This window comes from uncultured Nocardioides sp. (assembly GCF_947489365.1).
Lineage (GTDB): Bacteria > Actinomycetota > Actinomycetes > Propionibacteriales > Nocardioidaceae > Nocardioides.
In genome coordinates, this window is record NZ_CANLDB010000001.1 from 972,007 (window position 1) to 985,302 (window position 13,296).

12 protein-coding genes are annotated in these 13,296 nt (G+C 72.9%); 9 read left to right on the forward strand and 3 right to left on the reverse strand.

Going from position 1 to position 13,296, the window contains the following annotated elements; genetic code table 11:
• Positions 1-73 precede the first annotated feature (73 nt).
• A complete protein-coding gene (glgP, locus tag Q0858_RS04650) occupies positions 74-2,680 on the forward strand; it encodes an alpha-glucan family phosphorylase (protein ID WP_299051528.1) in 2,607 nt (868 codons plus the stop codon).
• A gap of 292 nt (positions 2,681-2,972) precedes the next feature.
• Here glgP and Q0858_RS04655 read toward each other — a convergent pair whose 3' ends face one another.
• Both Q0858_RS04655 and glgX read right to left on the reverse strand, forming a co-directional pair.
• Positions 2,973-3,884 (reverse strand): prephenate dehydratase, encoded by a 912-nt coding sequence (locus Q0858_RS04655; RefSeq protein ID WP_299051530.1) that lies wholly within the window; start codon positions 3,882-3,884, stop codon positions 2,973-2,975.
• Positions 3,885-3,895: 11 nt separating this feature from the next.
• Positions 3,896-6,049, reverse strand: coding sequence for a glycogen debranching protein GlgX (gene glgX, locus Q0858_RS04660; protein WP_299051532.1), 2,154 nt, complete (start codon positions 6,047-6,049; stop codon positions 3,896-3,898).
• Positions 6,050-6,114: 65 nt separating this feature from the next.
• Between glgX and Q0858_RS04665 the strand changes: the two genes are divergently transcribed.
• The 4 genes from Q0858_RS04665 (at position 6,115) to Q0858_RS04680 (ending at position 9,518) form a co-directional block, all read left to right on the forward strand.
• The gene (locus tag Q0858_RS04665; RefSeq protein WP_299051534.1) at positions 6,115-6,915 is read left to right on the forward strand and encodes an enoyl-CoA hydratase-related protein; all 801 of its coding nucleotides are present in this window, start codon (positions 6,115-6,117) and stop codon (positions 6,913-6,915) included.
• A 109-nt stretch (positions 6,916-7,024) separates the two neighbouring features.
• Complete coding sequence (locus tag Q0858_RS04670) at positions 7,025-7,603, forward strand: hypothetical protein (RefSeq protein WP_299051536.1); 579 nt, start codon at positions 7,025-7,027, stop codon at positions 7,601-7,603.
• A gap of 149 nt (positions 7,604-7,752) precedes the next feature.
• Positions 7,753-8,553 carry an electron transfer flavoprotein subunit beta/FixA family protein gene (locus Q0858_RS04675; RefSeq protein ID WP_299051537.1) on the forward strand — a complete coding sequence of 267 codons (801 nt, stop codon included), beginning with the start codon at positions 7,753-7,755 and terminating at the stop codon, positions 8,551-8,553.
• An 11-nt stretch (positions 8,554-8,564) separates the two neighbouring features.
• Positions 8,565-9,518, forward strand: a complete 954-nt coding sequence (locus Q0858_RS04680) for an electron transfer flavoprotein subunit alpha/FixB family protein (protein WP_299051539.1) — start codon at positions 8,565-8,567, stop codon at positions 9,516-9,518.
• Positions 9,519-9,624: 106 nt separating this feature from the next.
• Here Q0858_RS04680 and Q0858_RS04685 read toward each other — a convergent pair whose 3' ends face one another.
• Entirely contained in the window at positions 9,625-11,202 is a 1,578-nt protein-coding gene (locus Q0858_RS04685) for a lysyl oxidase family protein (protein ID WP_299051540.1), read from the reverse strand.
• Positions 11,203-11,391: 189 nt separating this feature from the next.
• Between Q0858_RS04685 and Q0858_RS04690 the strand changes: the two genes are divergently transcribed.
• Genes Q0858_RS04690 through Q0858_RS04705 form a run of 4 tightly spaced genes read left to right on the forward strand, consistent with a single transcriptional unit; the run spans position 11,392 to position 13,230 of the window.
• The gene (locus tag Q0858_RS04690; RefSeq protein ID WP_299051542.1) at positions 11,392-11,544 is read left to right on the forward strand and encodes a hypothetical protein; all 153 of its coding nucleotides are present in this window, start codon (positions 11,392-11,394) and stop codon (positions 11,542-11,544) included.
• Between the two features lie 38 nt (positions 11,545-11,582).
• Positions 11,583-12,242, forward strand: a complete 660-nt coding sequence (nadD, locus tag Q0858_RS04695; RefSeq protein WP_299051544.1) for a nicotinate-nucleotide adenylyltransferase — start codon at positions 11,583-11,585, stop codon at positions 12,240-12,242.
• Positions 12,239-12,613 carry a ribosome silencing factor gene (rsfS, locus tag Q0858_RS04700; RefSeq protein ID WP_299051545.1) on the forward strand — a complete coding sequence of 125 codons (375 nt, stop codon included), beginning with the start codon at positions 12,239-12,241 and terminating at the stop codon, positions 12,611-12,613. Before nadD ends, rsfS begins: the two co-directional genes overlap by 4 nt.
• A gap of 29 nt (positions 12,614-12,642) precedes the next feature.
• The gene (locus Q0858_RS04705; RefSeq protein WP_299051546.1) at positions 12,643-13,230 is read left to right on the forward strand and encodes a histidine phosphatase family protein; all 588 of its coding nucleotides are present in this window, start codon (positions 12,643-12,645) and stop codon (positions 13,228-13,230) included.
• The last annotated feature ends 66 nt before the right edge of the window (positions 13,231-13,296 follow it).

A 13,296-nucleotide genomic window follows, 5' to 3' on the forward strand; every position in this document is an offset into this window, starting at 1 on the left:
CACGCACTGCTCGCGCCGGGATCGACGGACATCCGGGGTTGGATCGATCCAAGATGGGCGTTAGCGTTCGCCGGTGCGCGCTATCCGTCGGTTCACCGTCCGTCCCCTGCTCCCCGAGGCGCTGGAGGGCCTGGCGGTCCTCGCCCGCAACCTCCGGTGGTCCTGGCACCCCGAGACGCAGGACGTCTTCGCGGCCGTCGACCCGGAGCTGTGGGAGGCCAGCCGCCACGACCCGGTCCGTCTTCTCGGCGCGGTCTCCCGCGACCGCCTCGCGGAGCTGGCGCGCGACCGGCGCTTCACCCGCATGCTCGAGCTGGCCGTGGCCGACCTCGACCAGTACCTCAGCGGCGACCGCTGGTACCAGCGCCACGAGCCCGCCGCCGGCGAGAGCCCGCGCGGCATCGGCTACTTCTCCCCGGAGTTCGGCATCACCTCGGTGCTGCCGCAGTACTCCGGCGGCCTCGGCATCCTCGCCGGTGACCACCTCAAGACCGCCTCCGACCTCGGCGTCCCGATCACCGGCGTCGGGCTGCTCTACCGCCACGGCTACTTCCGCCAGTCCCTGTCGCGCGACGGCTGGCAGCAGGAGACCTACCCGGTCGCCGACCCCGACGGCCTGCCCATCACGCTGCTGCGCCGCGAGGACGGCACCCCGGCGACCGTCAGCATCGGCGTCCCCGGCGGCACCCTGCACGCCCGGATCTGGGTCGCCCAGGTCGGCCGCGTGCCGCTGCTGCTCCTCGACTCCGACATCGAGGCCAACGAGGGCCAGCTGCGCGAGGTCACCGACCGGCTGTACGGCGGCGCCGGCGAGCACCGCCTGCTGCAGGAGCTCCTGCTGGGCGTGGGCGGGACCCGCGCGATCGGCGTCCACAGCGAGATCACCGGTACGCCGTACCCCGAGGTCTTCCACACCAACGAGGGGCACGCCGGCTTCCTGGGCCTCGAGCGGATCCGCCTGCTCTCCGTCGCCGAGGGCTCCCCGGGGCTGTCCCTCGACGCCGCCCGCGAGCTGTCCCGCGCGGCGACCGTGTTCACCACCCACACCCCGGTGCCCGCCGGGATCGACCGCTTCCCGGTCGAGCTGATGCGCCAGTACTTCAGCGCCGGCCGCGACGGCTCCGACGGCCCCGTGCCCGGCCTGCCGGTCGACTGGGTCCTCGCGCTCGGCGCCGAGGACTACCCCGGCGGCGACCCCGGCGTGTTCAACATGGCGGTCATGGGCTTCCGGCTCGCGCAGCGCGCCAACGGCGTCTCCCTGCTGCACGGCGAGGTCTCCCGCGGCATGTTCAACGGCCTGTGGCCCGACTTCGACACCGCCGACGTGCCGATCTCCTCGATCACCAACGGCGTCCACGCCCCGACCTGGGTCGCCCGCGAGGTGTTCGACCTCGCCGCGAAGGCCGGCGGCGACGCCGACGACGAGTCGGTCTTCGACGTCGTGGACGCGATCCCCGCCACCGACCTGTGGAGCACCAAGCGGGTGCTGCGCGCCCGGCTGGTGGACGACGCCCGCCGCCGCCTGCGCGACTCCTGGCTCGAGCGCGGCGCCGCGCCCGCCGAGCTCGGCTGGATCGACGAGGCCCTGAGCCCCGACGTCCTCACGATCGGCTTCGCGCGCCGCGTGCCGTCGTACAAGCGGCTGACGCTGATGCTGCGCGACCCCGCGCGGCTCAAGCGGCTGCTCCTGCACCCGGAGCGTCCGATCCAGCTCGTCATCGCCGGCAAGTCGCACCCCGCGGACGACGGCGGCAAGTCGCTGATCCAGCAGATGGTGCGCTTCGCCGACGACCCCGAGGTCCGGCACCGCATCGTGTTCCTGCCCAACTACGACATCGCGATGGCGCAGCCGCTCTACCCCGGTTGCGACGTGTGGCTGAACAACCCGCTGCGCCCGTACGAGGCGTGCGGCACCTCCGGCATGAAGGCCGCGCTCAACGGCGGCCTGAACCTGTCGATCCTCGACGGCTGGTGGGACGAGTGGTACGACGGCCAGAACGGCTGGGCGATCCCGTCCGCCGAGGGCCCCGGCACCGGACCTGAGCTCGACAACGGCCACCGCGACGACGTCGAGGCGACCGCGCTCTACGACCTCATCGAGAACCACGTCGCGCCGCGCTTCTACGACATCGGCCGCGACGGCGTCCCCGACCGCTGGCTGGCGATGGTCCGCCACACCCTGAAGTCGCTCGGCCCGAAGGTGCTCGCGACCCGCATGGTCCGCGACTACGTCGAGCAGCTCTACGCCCCGGCGGCCCTCACCGCGCGTCTCCTGGACGGCGACTACACCGGCGCCCGGGAGCTCGCGGACTGGAAGGGCCGGGTCAACGGTGCCTGGGGCCAGGTGGCGGTGGAGCACGTCGAGGCGGCCGACCTCGCCGACGCCCCCGAGATCGGCTCGACCTTCTCGGTCCGCGCGTTCGTCGCCCTGGGCTCGCTGTCGCCGGACGACGTCGTGGTGCAGCTCGTCCACGGCGGCATCTCGGCGACCGACGAGCTCACCGGCTCCGTCAGCCAGCCGCTGACCCTCGCCGAGTCGTACGACGGCGGCCGCCACCGCTTCGAGGGCACCGTGACCCTCGACCGCACCGGCGCCTTCGGCTACACCGTCCGCGTCCTGCCCACCCACCCCCACCTCGCCGGCCCCGCCGAGATGGGCCTCGTCGCGCTGCCGTCCTAGGGGCGGGGCATCCCCAGGGTCACACGGGTCACGGCAGTCCCAAACGCCGCGCGCGTCACTGTGGTCGCTGTGACACCGGGAGTCCCGGGGACCAGAGGTTTCGCCGCCTGACCCGTGAAGCCCCGGCTGGGCGCACGAAACTTCGTGCGCCCAGTCGGGGTTTCACCAGCCGGCTGGTGAAACCCCGAGGCCACTGGTGCGCCCGTGACCCGAGCGACGCTCGTGACGGGGGTGACTCCAGCGACCACCGAGGCCCCTGAGGCCACCGAGCCCAGCGAGGCGCGAGGCCGACCTACGGCGCGTGCGGGCGGGGGCGGTCGGTGGGGTCGGCGGCGCCGAGCTGGGAGCGCCAGGGGCTGGCGGGGTAGGTGCCGAGCATGCGGAGCTCGTCGGTGAAGAACGACAGCTCCTCGAGGGCGTAGCCCAGGCCGGTGTCGTCGGGGTGGCCCTCGACGTCGGCGTAGAACTGGGTCGCGGCGAAGACCCCGCCGATCTGGTAGCTCTCGAGCTTCGTCATGTTCACGCCGTTCGTGGCGAAGCCGCCGAGCGCCTTGTAGAGCGCCGACGGGATGTTGCGGACCCGGAACACGAACGACGTGACGTACGGCGTCCCCTCCTGCCGCGTCACCTCGACGGGCTCGGGGGAGAGGGCGACGAAGCGGGTCGTGTTGTGGTGCTCGTCCTCGACGTCCGAGGCCAGCACCTCGAGGCCGTACAGCTCGGCGGCCAGCAGCGGGGACAGGGCGCCGACGGTGCGGTCGTCGCCCTCCGCGACCTCGCGCGCCGCGCCGGCGGTGTCGTCGGCGACCACCCCGCGCCAGCCGTGCTCGCGGATGATCGTGCGGCACTGGCCGAAGGCGTGGGCGTGGCTGCGGACGCTGCGCACGTCGGCGATCGTCGTGCCGGGCAGGGCCATCAGGTGGAAGTGGATGGGCAGGAAGTGCTCCCCGGCCAGCCACAGCCCCGAGCCGGGCAGCAGGTGGTGGACGTCGGCGACCCGGCCGGCGCTGGAGTTGTCGATCGGGATGACGGCGAGGTCGGCGGCGCCGTCCTGCACCGCGCCGATCGCGTCCTCGAAGGTCTGGCACGCCATCGGCTCGAGGTGCTCGGCCATCTGCTCGCAGGCGAGGTGGGAGTTCGCGCCGGGCTCGCCCTGGTAGGCGACCCTCCCCGTGCGGGGACGCGGGGCAGGGCGTGTGGTCACGGGTGGTGAGCCTAGGACTGCCGCAGCACCACGACGCAGCGGGCGTCGAGCTCGAGCGCCGACCCGGCCGGGACGACCGTGCCCTCCGTGAGGCTGGGCAGCGTCGACAGCACGACCTCGCCGGCCTCGGACCAGTCCTCGGTGGGCAGCGAGACCGTGACGCTGCCGGGGCGGCCCTGGATCCAGACGAGGAAGGACGCGTCGTGCTGCTGCTCCCCGCGGGGTCCGGGGGAGCGCAGCGGGGAGCCCGACAGCAGCAGGCCGATGACGGCGAGGTCGGAGTGCCAGTCGTCCTCGGTCATCTCGCGACCCGACGGGTGGATCCACGCCAGGTCCTTCGGCCCGCCCGGGACCGTGGGGCGCCCCTCGAACCAGTGCCGCTGACGCAGCGCCGGGTGCTCGCGACGCAGCCGCAGCGCCGTCCGGACGACGTCCAGCACGTCGTCCCACGACTCCGACCAGTCCACCCAGGAGACCTCGTTGTCCTGGCAGTAGGCGTTGTTGTTGCCGCCCTGGGTGCGGCCGCGCTCGTCGCCGGCGGTGATCATCGGCACGCCGTTGCTCAGGCACAGCGTCGCCATGAGGTTCGCGGCCTGCCGACGGCGCCGCGCGTCGATGCCGGGGTCGTCGGTGGGGCCCTCGACGCCGTGGTTGAAGGACCGGTTGTTGTCGGTTCCGTCGCGGTTCGACTCGCCGTTGGCCTCGTTGTGCTTGTGGTCGTACGAGACGAGGTCGCGCACCGTGAAACCGTCGTGGGCGGTCACGAAGTTGACCGACGCGTACGGCGACCGGCCGTCGTCGGCGTACAGGTCGGAGGAGCCGGCGAGCCGGGTCGCCACGGACCGGATCGCGCCGGGCCCGGAGTGGTCGCCGCGCCAGAAGTCCCGCACGGCGTCGCGGAACTGGTCGTTCCACTCCACCCACGGCGGCGGGAACGACCCGACGAGGTAACCGTCAGCGGAGGCGTCCCAGGGCTCGGCGATGAGCTTGACGTGGCGCAGCACAGGGTCCTGCCCGATGGCCGACAGCAGGTGGCCCTTCAGGTCGACCTCGTGGCCGTCGCGGGTCAGCGCCGGCAGCAGGTCGAAGCGGAACCCGTCGACGTGCATCTCGGTGACCCAGTAGCGCAACGAGTCCATGATCAGCCGCAGCGACGCCGGGTGGTCGGTCGAGACGGTGTTGCCGCAGCCGGTGACGTCCCAGTAGTGCGGCACCGTGCCGGGGCGCGTGGGGGCGGCGCGGTGGTAGCTCGCCTCGTCGAGGCCCCGCAGCGACAGCACCGGCCCGTCGAGGCCGCCCTCGGCGGTGTGGTTGTAGACGACGTCGAGGATCACCTCGAGGCCCTCGGCGTGCAGCGCCTTGACCATCGCCTGGAACTCGGTGACCTGCCCGCCCTCGGAGCCGGCCGACGAGTACGCCGCGTGCGGGGCGAGGAACCCGATCGTGTTGTAGCCCCAGTAGTTGACCAGCCCGCGCTCGGAGACGCCGGGCTCGGTGAGGAACTGCTGCACCGGCAGCAGCTCGACGGCGGTCACCCCGAGGTCCCTCAGGTACGACGTCACCGCCGGGTGGGCCAGGCCGGCGTACGTGCCGCGCAGCTCGGCGGGGACGTCGGGGTGCAGCGCGGTGAGCCCCTTGACGTGCGCCTCGTAGACGACGGTGTCGCGCAGCTTGCGCCGCGGCGGGGTGTCGGCGCCCCAGTCGAACCCGTCCCGCACGACGACCCCGCGCGGCACGTACGGCGCGCTGTCGACGCCGCTCGGGGCGTCGGCGGTCGGGTCGTCGTACGTCGCGGGGTCGGGGGTGAAGGAGCCCGTCACCGCGCGGGCGTACGGGTCGAGGAGCAGCTTGGCCGGGTCGAAGCGCAGCCCCTCCGCGGGCCGCCACGGCCCGTCGGCGCGCAGGCCGTACCGGGTGCCCGGCGCCAGGCGCGGCACGGCGCCGTGCCAGATGCCGAGCGACTGCTCGGGCAGGCGGTGGCTGGTCTCCCGCTCCGTGCCGTCGGCGTCGGTGGTGAAGATGCAGACCCACATCGCGGTCGCCGCGGGGGAGTGCACCGCGAAGTTCGTGGCCTCCGGGGCCCACGTCGCGCCGAGCGGCCAGTACCGGCCGGGCCAGACCTCCGCCGTCTCGCCGAGGCCGGTCCAGGTCGTCGAGACGGTCACGGGCGTCATTCAACAGGAGGTGCCGCGCACCCCCCGACGTCGCCCGCAGGTGGCACCATGCCCCCATGAGCAGCCCCGGGAGCGAGTCCGAGACCACCGTCCACCTCGAGGTCGCCGACGGCGTGGCCACGATCCGGCTGGACCGGCCGAAGATGAACGCCCTCGACGTGTCCACCCAGGAGCAGATCCGGGCGGCGGCGGCCGAGTGCACCGACCGCGACGACATCCGCGCGGTCGTCGTCTACGGCGGCGAGCGGGTGTTCGCGGCCGGCGCCGACGTGGTGGAGATGCAGACGATGTCGCACCTCGACATGGTCAAGCGCTCCGGCGGACTGCAGTCCGCGCTGAGCGCCGTGGCCCGGATCCCCAAGCCGGTCGTCGCCGCCGTCACCGGCTACGCGCTCGGTGGCGGGTGCGAGCTCGCGCTGTGCGCCGACGTCCGCATCGCCGCGGACGACGCGACGCTGGGCCAGCCCGAGGTCCTCCTCGGCATCATCCCGGGCGCCGGCGGCACCCAGCGCCTCACGCGTCTGGTCGGCATCAGCACGGCGAAGGACCTCATCTTCACCGGGCGCTTCGTCAAGGCCGACGAGGCGCTCGCGATCGGCCTGGTCGACCGGCTGGTCCCCGCCGCCGAGGTGTACGACGCCGCGGTGACCTGGGCGAAGCAGTTCGCCCAGGGCCCCGCCCTCGCGCTGCGGGCGGCCAAGGAGGCGATCGACCGGGGGATCGAGACCGACCTGGAGACCGGTCTGGAGATCGAGCGGGCGGCCTTCGCGGCCCTGTTCGCCACCGACGACCGGACCGCGGGCATGACGTCGTTCGTCGAGAAGGGCCCCGGCAAGGCGACCTTCACGGGCCGCTGACGCCGTCCTGCGTCATACTCGCGGGTAACCCGTGGGCGGAACGACCGTTCACCTTGTTGTGACCGTGCCGGATCGGCGAGGATCCAGGCCACGCGCCGAGGGAGGAACCATGTCGACCGAGACCGACAAGCCGACGCCCGAGTCCACGGGCGATCCGAAGGCGAGGACGCGGGCCGAGGTCAAGGCCAAGCGCGCCGAGCGCCGCGAGGAGCGTCAGTCGGCTCGCGCCGAGAAGGCGGCGACCAAGGCCACCGCGGCCGAGGAGAAGCAGAAGGCCAAGGCCGAGAAAGCGTCGGCCAAGGAGTCCGCCAAGGGCTCCGGCGGCGGTGGCAAGGAGAAGAGCAAGGGCGGCGGCACGAGCGCCGGGCCCGCCATCAAGGGCGGGATCGACTCGCTGCGCACCCTCGTCGGCCAGGTGGTCTGGATCGCCGCGGTCGTCTGCGCGCTGTTCCTCGCGGTCGGCGCCCTGTGCATCGCGCTCGACGCCAACCGCGACAACGCCCTGGTCTCCTTCGTCCTCGAGGGCGCGGAGACGGTCTCGCTGGGCGTCTTCTCCGTGCGGGGCGACGGGGTCTTCGACTTCGTCGGCGCCAACTCGCAGATCAAGAACGCGCTCGTGAACTACGGGCTCGGAGCACTGCTGTACCTGGTCGTCGGCCGCATCGTCGAGCGCGTCCTGCGTCCCTGACGCCCGCGGCCGAGGCCCGGTGGGATCGCCCATCGGGTACCGGTTGTGTGAGTCTTGCCACCGTCCTCACCCCTGCCGACCGCATGTGACTCGCGGGTAACATCGCCGGGGTACACCCGAGCGCACAGGAGGGGCCCGAGGGCCACACCATGAACATCGTTGTCTGCGTGAAGTACGTCCCGGACGCCACGGCGGACCGGCAGTTCGAGTCCGACAACACCGTCGACCGCGTCGGCGTGGACGGTCTGCTCTCCGAGCTCGACGAGTACGCCGTCGAGCAGGCGCTGCAGATCAAGGAGAAGAGGTCCGACGAGGACATCTCCATCACCGCGCTGTGCGTGGGACCGGAGAAGGCCGTCGACGCCGTGCGCAAGGCGCTGCAGATGGGGGCCGACAAGGGCGTCCACGTCAGCGACGACGCGATCGCGGGCTCCGACTACGCCGCGACCTCCCTGGTCCTCGCCAAGGCGGTCCAGAAGATCGACGCCGAGGAGAAGGTCGACCTCGTCATGTGCGGCATGGCGTCGACCGACGGCTCCGGCAGCGTCGTCCCGGCCATGCTCGCCGAGCGCCTGGACTACCCCCAGGTCACCTTCGGCTCGAAGATCGAGACCCAGGGCGACCAGGTGCGGATCCAGCGCGACGGCGACGTCGCCACCGAGATCATCGGCGGCTCGATGCCGCTGGTGCTGTCGGTGACCGACCAGACCGGCGAGGCCCGCTACCCGTCGTTCAAGGGCATCATGGCGGCCAAGAAGAAGCCGATGGAGACCTGGTCGCTCGGCGACATCGGGGTCGACGCCGGCGAGGTCGGTCTGTCGGTGGCCTGGACCACCGTCCAGGAGGCCACCGCCCGCCCGCCCCGTCAGGCCGGCGAGGTCCACACGGACGAGGACGGCTCCGGCGCCGGTGCGCTGGCCGACTTCCTCGCCTCCAAGAAGTTCATCTGAGGAGCGGATCGATGTCTGAAGTTCTCGTCCTCGTCGACCACGTCGACGGCGCGGTCAGCAAGCCCACCCTCGAGCTGCTCGCCCTCGCGGGCCGGCTCGGCGAGCCCTCCGCGGTCTTCATCGGCCCGTCGGGCCAGGGCGCCGAGGCCGCCACGAAGCTCGGCGAGTACGGCGCCGCCAAGGTGTACGTCGTCGACGACGCCGAGGTGAAGGGCTACCTCGTGGCCCCCAAGGCCGAGGTCCTCGCCCAGCTGGTGGAGAAGACCTCGCCCGCCGCGGTCCTGCTCGTGTCCTCCTACGAGGGCAAGGAGATCGGCGGCCGGCTGGCCATCAAGACCGGCTCCGGCCTCATCACGGACGCGGTCGACATCGCGGACGACGGCACCACCACGCAGGCGGTGTTCGCGGGCAACTACTCGGTGCAGGCCAAGGTCACCCGCGGCACCCCGATCGTGACGGTGAAGCCGAACTCGACCGCCCCGGAGGCGTCCGGCGCCGCCGGCACCGTCGAGGAGTTCTCCGCGACCATCTCGGACTCGGCCAAGAAGGCGCAGATCGTGGCCTCGCAGCCGCGCAAGGCGTCCGGTCGCCCCGAGCTCACCGAGGCCGCGATCGTGGTCTCCGGCGGGCGTGGCACCGGGGGAGACTTCGCCCCGGTGGAGGGCCTCGCCGACGCGCTCGGCGCCGCCGTCGGCGCCTCCCGCGCCGCGGTGGACTCCGGCTGGATGCCGCACAGCTTCCAGGTGGGCCAGACCGGCAAGACGGTCTCCCCGCAGCTGTACCTGGCCAACGGCATCTCCGGCGCCATCCAGCACCGCGCCGGCATGCAGACCTCGAAGACCATCGTCGCGGTCAACAAGGACGAGGAGGCGCCGATCTTCGAGCTCGTCGACTTCGGCGTCGTGGGCGACCTGCACGCCGTCCTCCCGGCCCTGACCGAGAAGGTCAAGGAGCGCAAGGGCTGATCCGCACCCCGCTCGACACGACGACGGGCCCGACACCGCGAGGTGTCGGGCCCGTCGTCGCTCTCGTGCGGTCCGGCCGTGTCCGGCCGTGTCCGGCCGTGTCTCGTCAGTCGCAGGCGTTGCGGGGCTGGCCGCAGATCAGCCCCTCCTTCGGGACCGTGACGGTGCGGGCGCCGGGCTCGCCGCCGATCACGACCTTGCGGAGGGCGATGTCCTTCGACGCGTCCTCGTCGGCCTCGTGGAGCAGGTCGCGGGGGTTCGCCTCGACGCTGATGAAGTACGTGCCGTTGGGCAGGCCCTTCAGCCGGAACGCCTGGCCGGCGCGGTACTGCGTGTAGGTGTCACCGGAGCCGGCGGACAGCACCTGGCGCAGCGACTGCGCGGAGCGCGACCCGCAGGCGCTCGAGAGGTCCGTGCCCTCGGGACGCCAGTCGGCCCCGGGGCGGGTGTAGTCGACGGCGTCGGTGTTGGCGAGGCAGAACGACTGCTTGGTGCTGCGGACCACCGTGCTGCGGTCCTCGCTCAGCAGGCGGTAGCGCGCGAAGTCGAGGAAGTGCCAGTGGTGGTGGCTGGGCGCCGCGTGCCAGTGCATGGCGCCGACCCCGCAGTAGCCCTCCTGGGTGAGGTCGCCGTCCTCGTCGCGCGAGTAGAAGTACTGGTAGGCGTCCATCAGCTCCTCGTCCGCGCGGCGGAACCCGTCGACGACCAGCGGGCTGTCGCCGGAGTTCCAGACCGTGGCGGCGAAGCTGAGGTTCTCCCCGCGGGCGTCGATGCCGAACGCCGGCAGCGACTCGAGGTCGGGCAGCGGGTCCTCGGCACCCGGCTCGTAGTCGCACGCCTGCGTCGCGGCGGAGTGGGCCATGCCGTCCATGTCGGCCATGCCGCCGGAGCCGCGGGTGGGCGCGGGACGCGGTCCGGGCTCGGCGGGCGGGACGGCTCCCTCGGCGCGCTCCCGGGCCTCGCGCCTGCCGCCCTCGTCGTCGCCGCGGACGCGCAGCGGGTAGGTCACGGACCGGCCCTCGGTGACCCCGAGGAGCTCCGCCCACGCCTCGCCGATCGTCGCCCGCACGGTGTACCGGCCGGCCCCGATCGGCAACCGGGTCCAGTCCTGCACGGAGGCGGCGTACCCGGCCTCGATGCCCTGCACGGAGCCGACGGTGAACGGGTTCCGCGGACAGCCACCGGGGTAGTGGGGCTCGGCGGGCGAGTCGGGCCCGAGACGCTCCGGCTCGTAGCCGTTCAGGCACCCGTCGACGCTGCGCTCGACCTTCGGACCCGTGCCGTCGGCACGCCTGACGACGATGTCGACGACGCCCAACAGGCGGTCGAACCCCTCCATCATGCGGCGGGGGACCTTCACCCCGTCGGTCCAGGTGGTGGTCCCCTCCACCCAACCGCCGGGGAAGTAGCGGGTCTCGGGCTGCTTCGCCCAGTCGGTACGACGGGTGCGGAGCTCGACGCGACCGTCGCTGGTCGCGAGCCGGACGCCGAGGTCGCCGTACGCGCGGTCACGGTCGGCCCACATCTCGCCCGGGGCGCCGCGCAGGCTCACGGAGGGCTCACCGGGAGCGGCCGTCGGGGCGAGGGCGGTCGCGGCACCGCCGCTGACCGCTCCGGGCACCAGGGACGCCGCGAGCGCGGCGGCCGCCGCGGCGGCGGCGAGGCTGAGTCGGGGTCTGGTCACGTGTCTGCTCCCTCGATGACGGAATGCTCTCGAGAACCAGGACGCCCCGAGAGCCGGATGCGTTGCGTCCGACGGCAGGCGGATCGTGTCACCGGTCCGGGCCCGGGTCCCGGAACGTTTCCACAAGATCGCGGGCGCCCGTCCCGGCCGGCGTCCGAGGGGGCGGCTCCCTGCCGGTAGCATGCGGACATGTCCTCGATCGCCCCCCTCGTCGTGCTCGCCTCCGAGTCGGGGGAGGAGCCGCTGGTCAACGTCTGGCTGGTCGGTCTCATCGCCTTCGCGATCCTCATCGGGTTGCTGGCCGCTGTCATCGCCATCGGCGGCGGCCGCGACCACAGCTGAGCTGTGCGCATCCCGTGGCGGACCCGGTAGTCGAGCCCGTGACCCGACGTCGCGTCGGGGTCATGGGCGGCACGTTCGACCCCATCCACCACGGGCACCTCGTGGCCGCGAGCGAGGTGCAGTCCTGGTTCGGCCTCGACGAGGTGGTGTTCGTCCCCACCGGTGACCCCTGGCAGAAGTCGGGTCGTGAGGTCTCCCCGGCCGAGCACCGCTACCTGATGACGGTGGTCGCGACCGCGTCGAACCCCCGCTTCACGGTCTCGCGCGTCGACATCGACCGCGCGGGGCCGACGTACACGATCGACACGCTGCGCGACCTGCGCCGGCAGCTGCCGGACGCGGACCTCTACTTCATCACCGGTGCCGACGCGCTGGCGGAGATCTTCACCTGGCGCGACGCCGACGAGCTCTTCGAGCTCGCGAACTTCGTGGGCTGCACGCGTCCGGGGTACACCATGGACGCTGCGACGCTCGACAAGATCCCGGCCGAGCGGGTGACCATGGTCGAGATCCCGGCGCTGGCCATCAGCTCGACCGACTGCCGGGAGCGCACCACCAAGGGCGACCCGGTCTGGTACCTCGTGCCCGACGGCGTCGTGCAGTACATCGCCAAGCACCAGCTCTACGCCGGCGTCGCGGTGACCCACCTCGACGCCGTGCTCCTCAGGCCCCAGAACGGAGACCAGACCACCGCATGAGTGCCACCGACCACGCCGTGGAGCTCGTCCACGCCGCCGCCGTCGCGGCCTCGGACAAGCTCGCGAAGCAGATCGTCGCCTTCGACGTCTCCGAGCAGCTCGCCATCACCGACGCCTTCCTGATCGCCTCCGCCACCAACGAGCGGCAGGTCGGCGCCGTCGTCGACGCCGTCGAGGACGCGCTGCGCGAGCACGGCGAGAAGCCCATCCGCCGCGAGGGCCACAAGACCGGACGGTGGGTGCTCATCGACTACGGGGAGATCGTCGTCCACGTCCAGCACGAGGAGGAGCGGCAGTTCTACGCCCTCGAGCGGCTGTGGCGCGACTGCCCCGCCATCCCGCTCCCCGCCACCGTGACGGAGGACCGCTGAGCGCCGAGGCCGGCCGCACCCTGGTGCTCGTGCGCCACGGCCGCACCGAGTGGAACGCCGCCGGTCGCGCCCAGGGCCACACCGACGTCGACCTCGACGCCACCGGCCACGAGCAGGCGGCCCGCATGGGCCCGGTCGTCGCGGGCCTCGGCCCGTCGCTGCTGTGGTGCAGCGACCTGGCGCGCGCCCGCGACACCGCGGCGTACGTCGGCAAGGAGGTCGCCCTCGAGCCGATCACCGACCCGCGGCTGCGGGAGTACTCCCTGGGGGAGCGCGAGGGGATGCTCGACAGCGAGTGGCGCGCGCGGTTCCCGGAGGAGCGTGCGGCCTTCGAGGCGGGCGACTACGACGTCGTCCCCGGGGGTGAGCGGAGCGCCGAGGTGGGCGCCCGTGTCGCCGCCGCCTGCCGGGACCTCCTCGCGGCGACCCCCGCCGGCGAGACCGCCGCGGCGGTCTCGCACGGCGGCGCGATCCGGGTGGGGGTGGGGACGCTCCTCGGCTGGCCCGAGGGCCTGCACGGCACCCTCGGCAGCCTCGGCAACTGCGCCTGGGTCCGCCTCGGCGAGCGGTCGTACGGCGCCGGGCTGCGCCTGCTGTCGTGGAACGAGCAGGCCTGACCCCCGGTTTCGCACCCCCGCCGCGAGCGGGGTAAGGTTCCCGTCGTTGTCCACTCCGGTGGGCAC

Coding starts and splice junctions, on each gene's coding strand:
- Q0858_RS04670 (WP_299051536.1), top strand. CDS start 7,025: ATGTCGACCGAGACCGACAAGCCGACGCCCGAGTCCACGGGCGATCCG.
- Q0858_RS04675 (WP_299051537.1), top strand. CDS start 7,753: ATGAACATCGTTGTCTGCGTGAAGTACGTCCCGGACGCCACGGCGGAC.
- Q0858_RS04665 (WP_299051534.1), top strand. CDS start 6,115: ATGAGCAGCCCCGGGAGCGAGTCCGAGACCACCGTCCACCTCGAGGTC.
- rsfS (WP_299051545.1), top strand. CDS start 12,239: ATGAGTGCCACCGACCACGCCGTGGAGCTCGTCCACGCCGCCGCCGTC.
- Q0858_RS04680 (WP_299051539.1), top strand. CDS start 8,565: ATGTCTGAAGTTCTCGTCCTCGTCGACCACGTCGACGGCGCGGTCAGC.
- Q0858_RS04690 (WP_299051542.1), top strand. CDS start 11,392: ATGTCCTCGATCGCCCCCCTCGTCGTGCTCGCCTCCGAGTCGGGGGAG.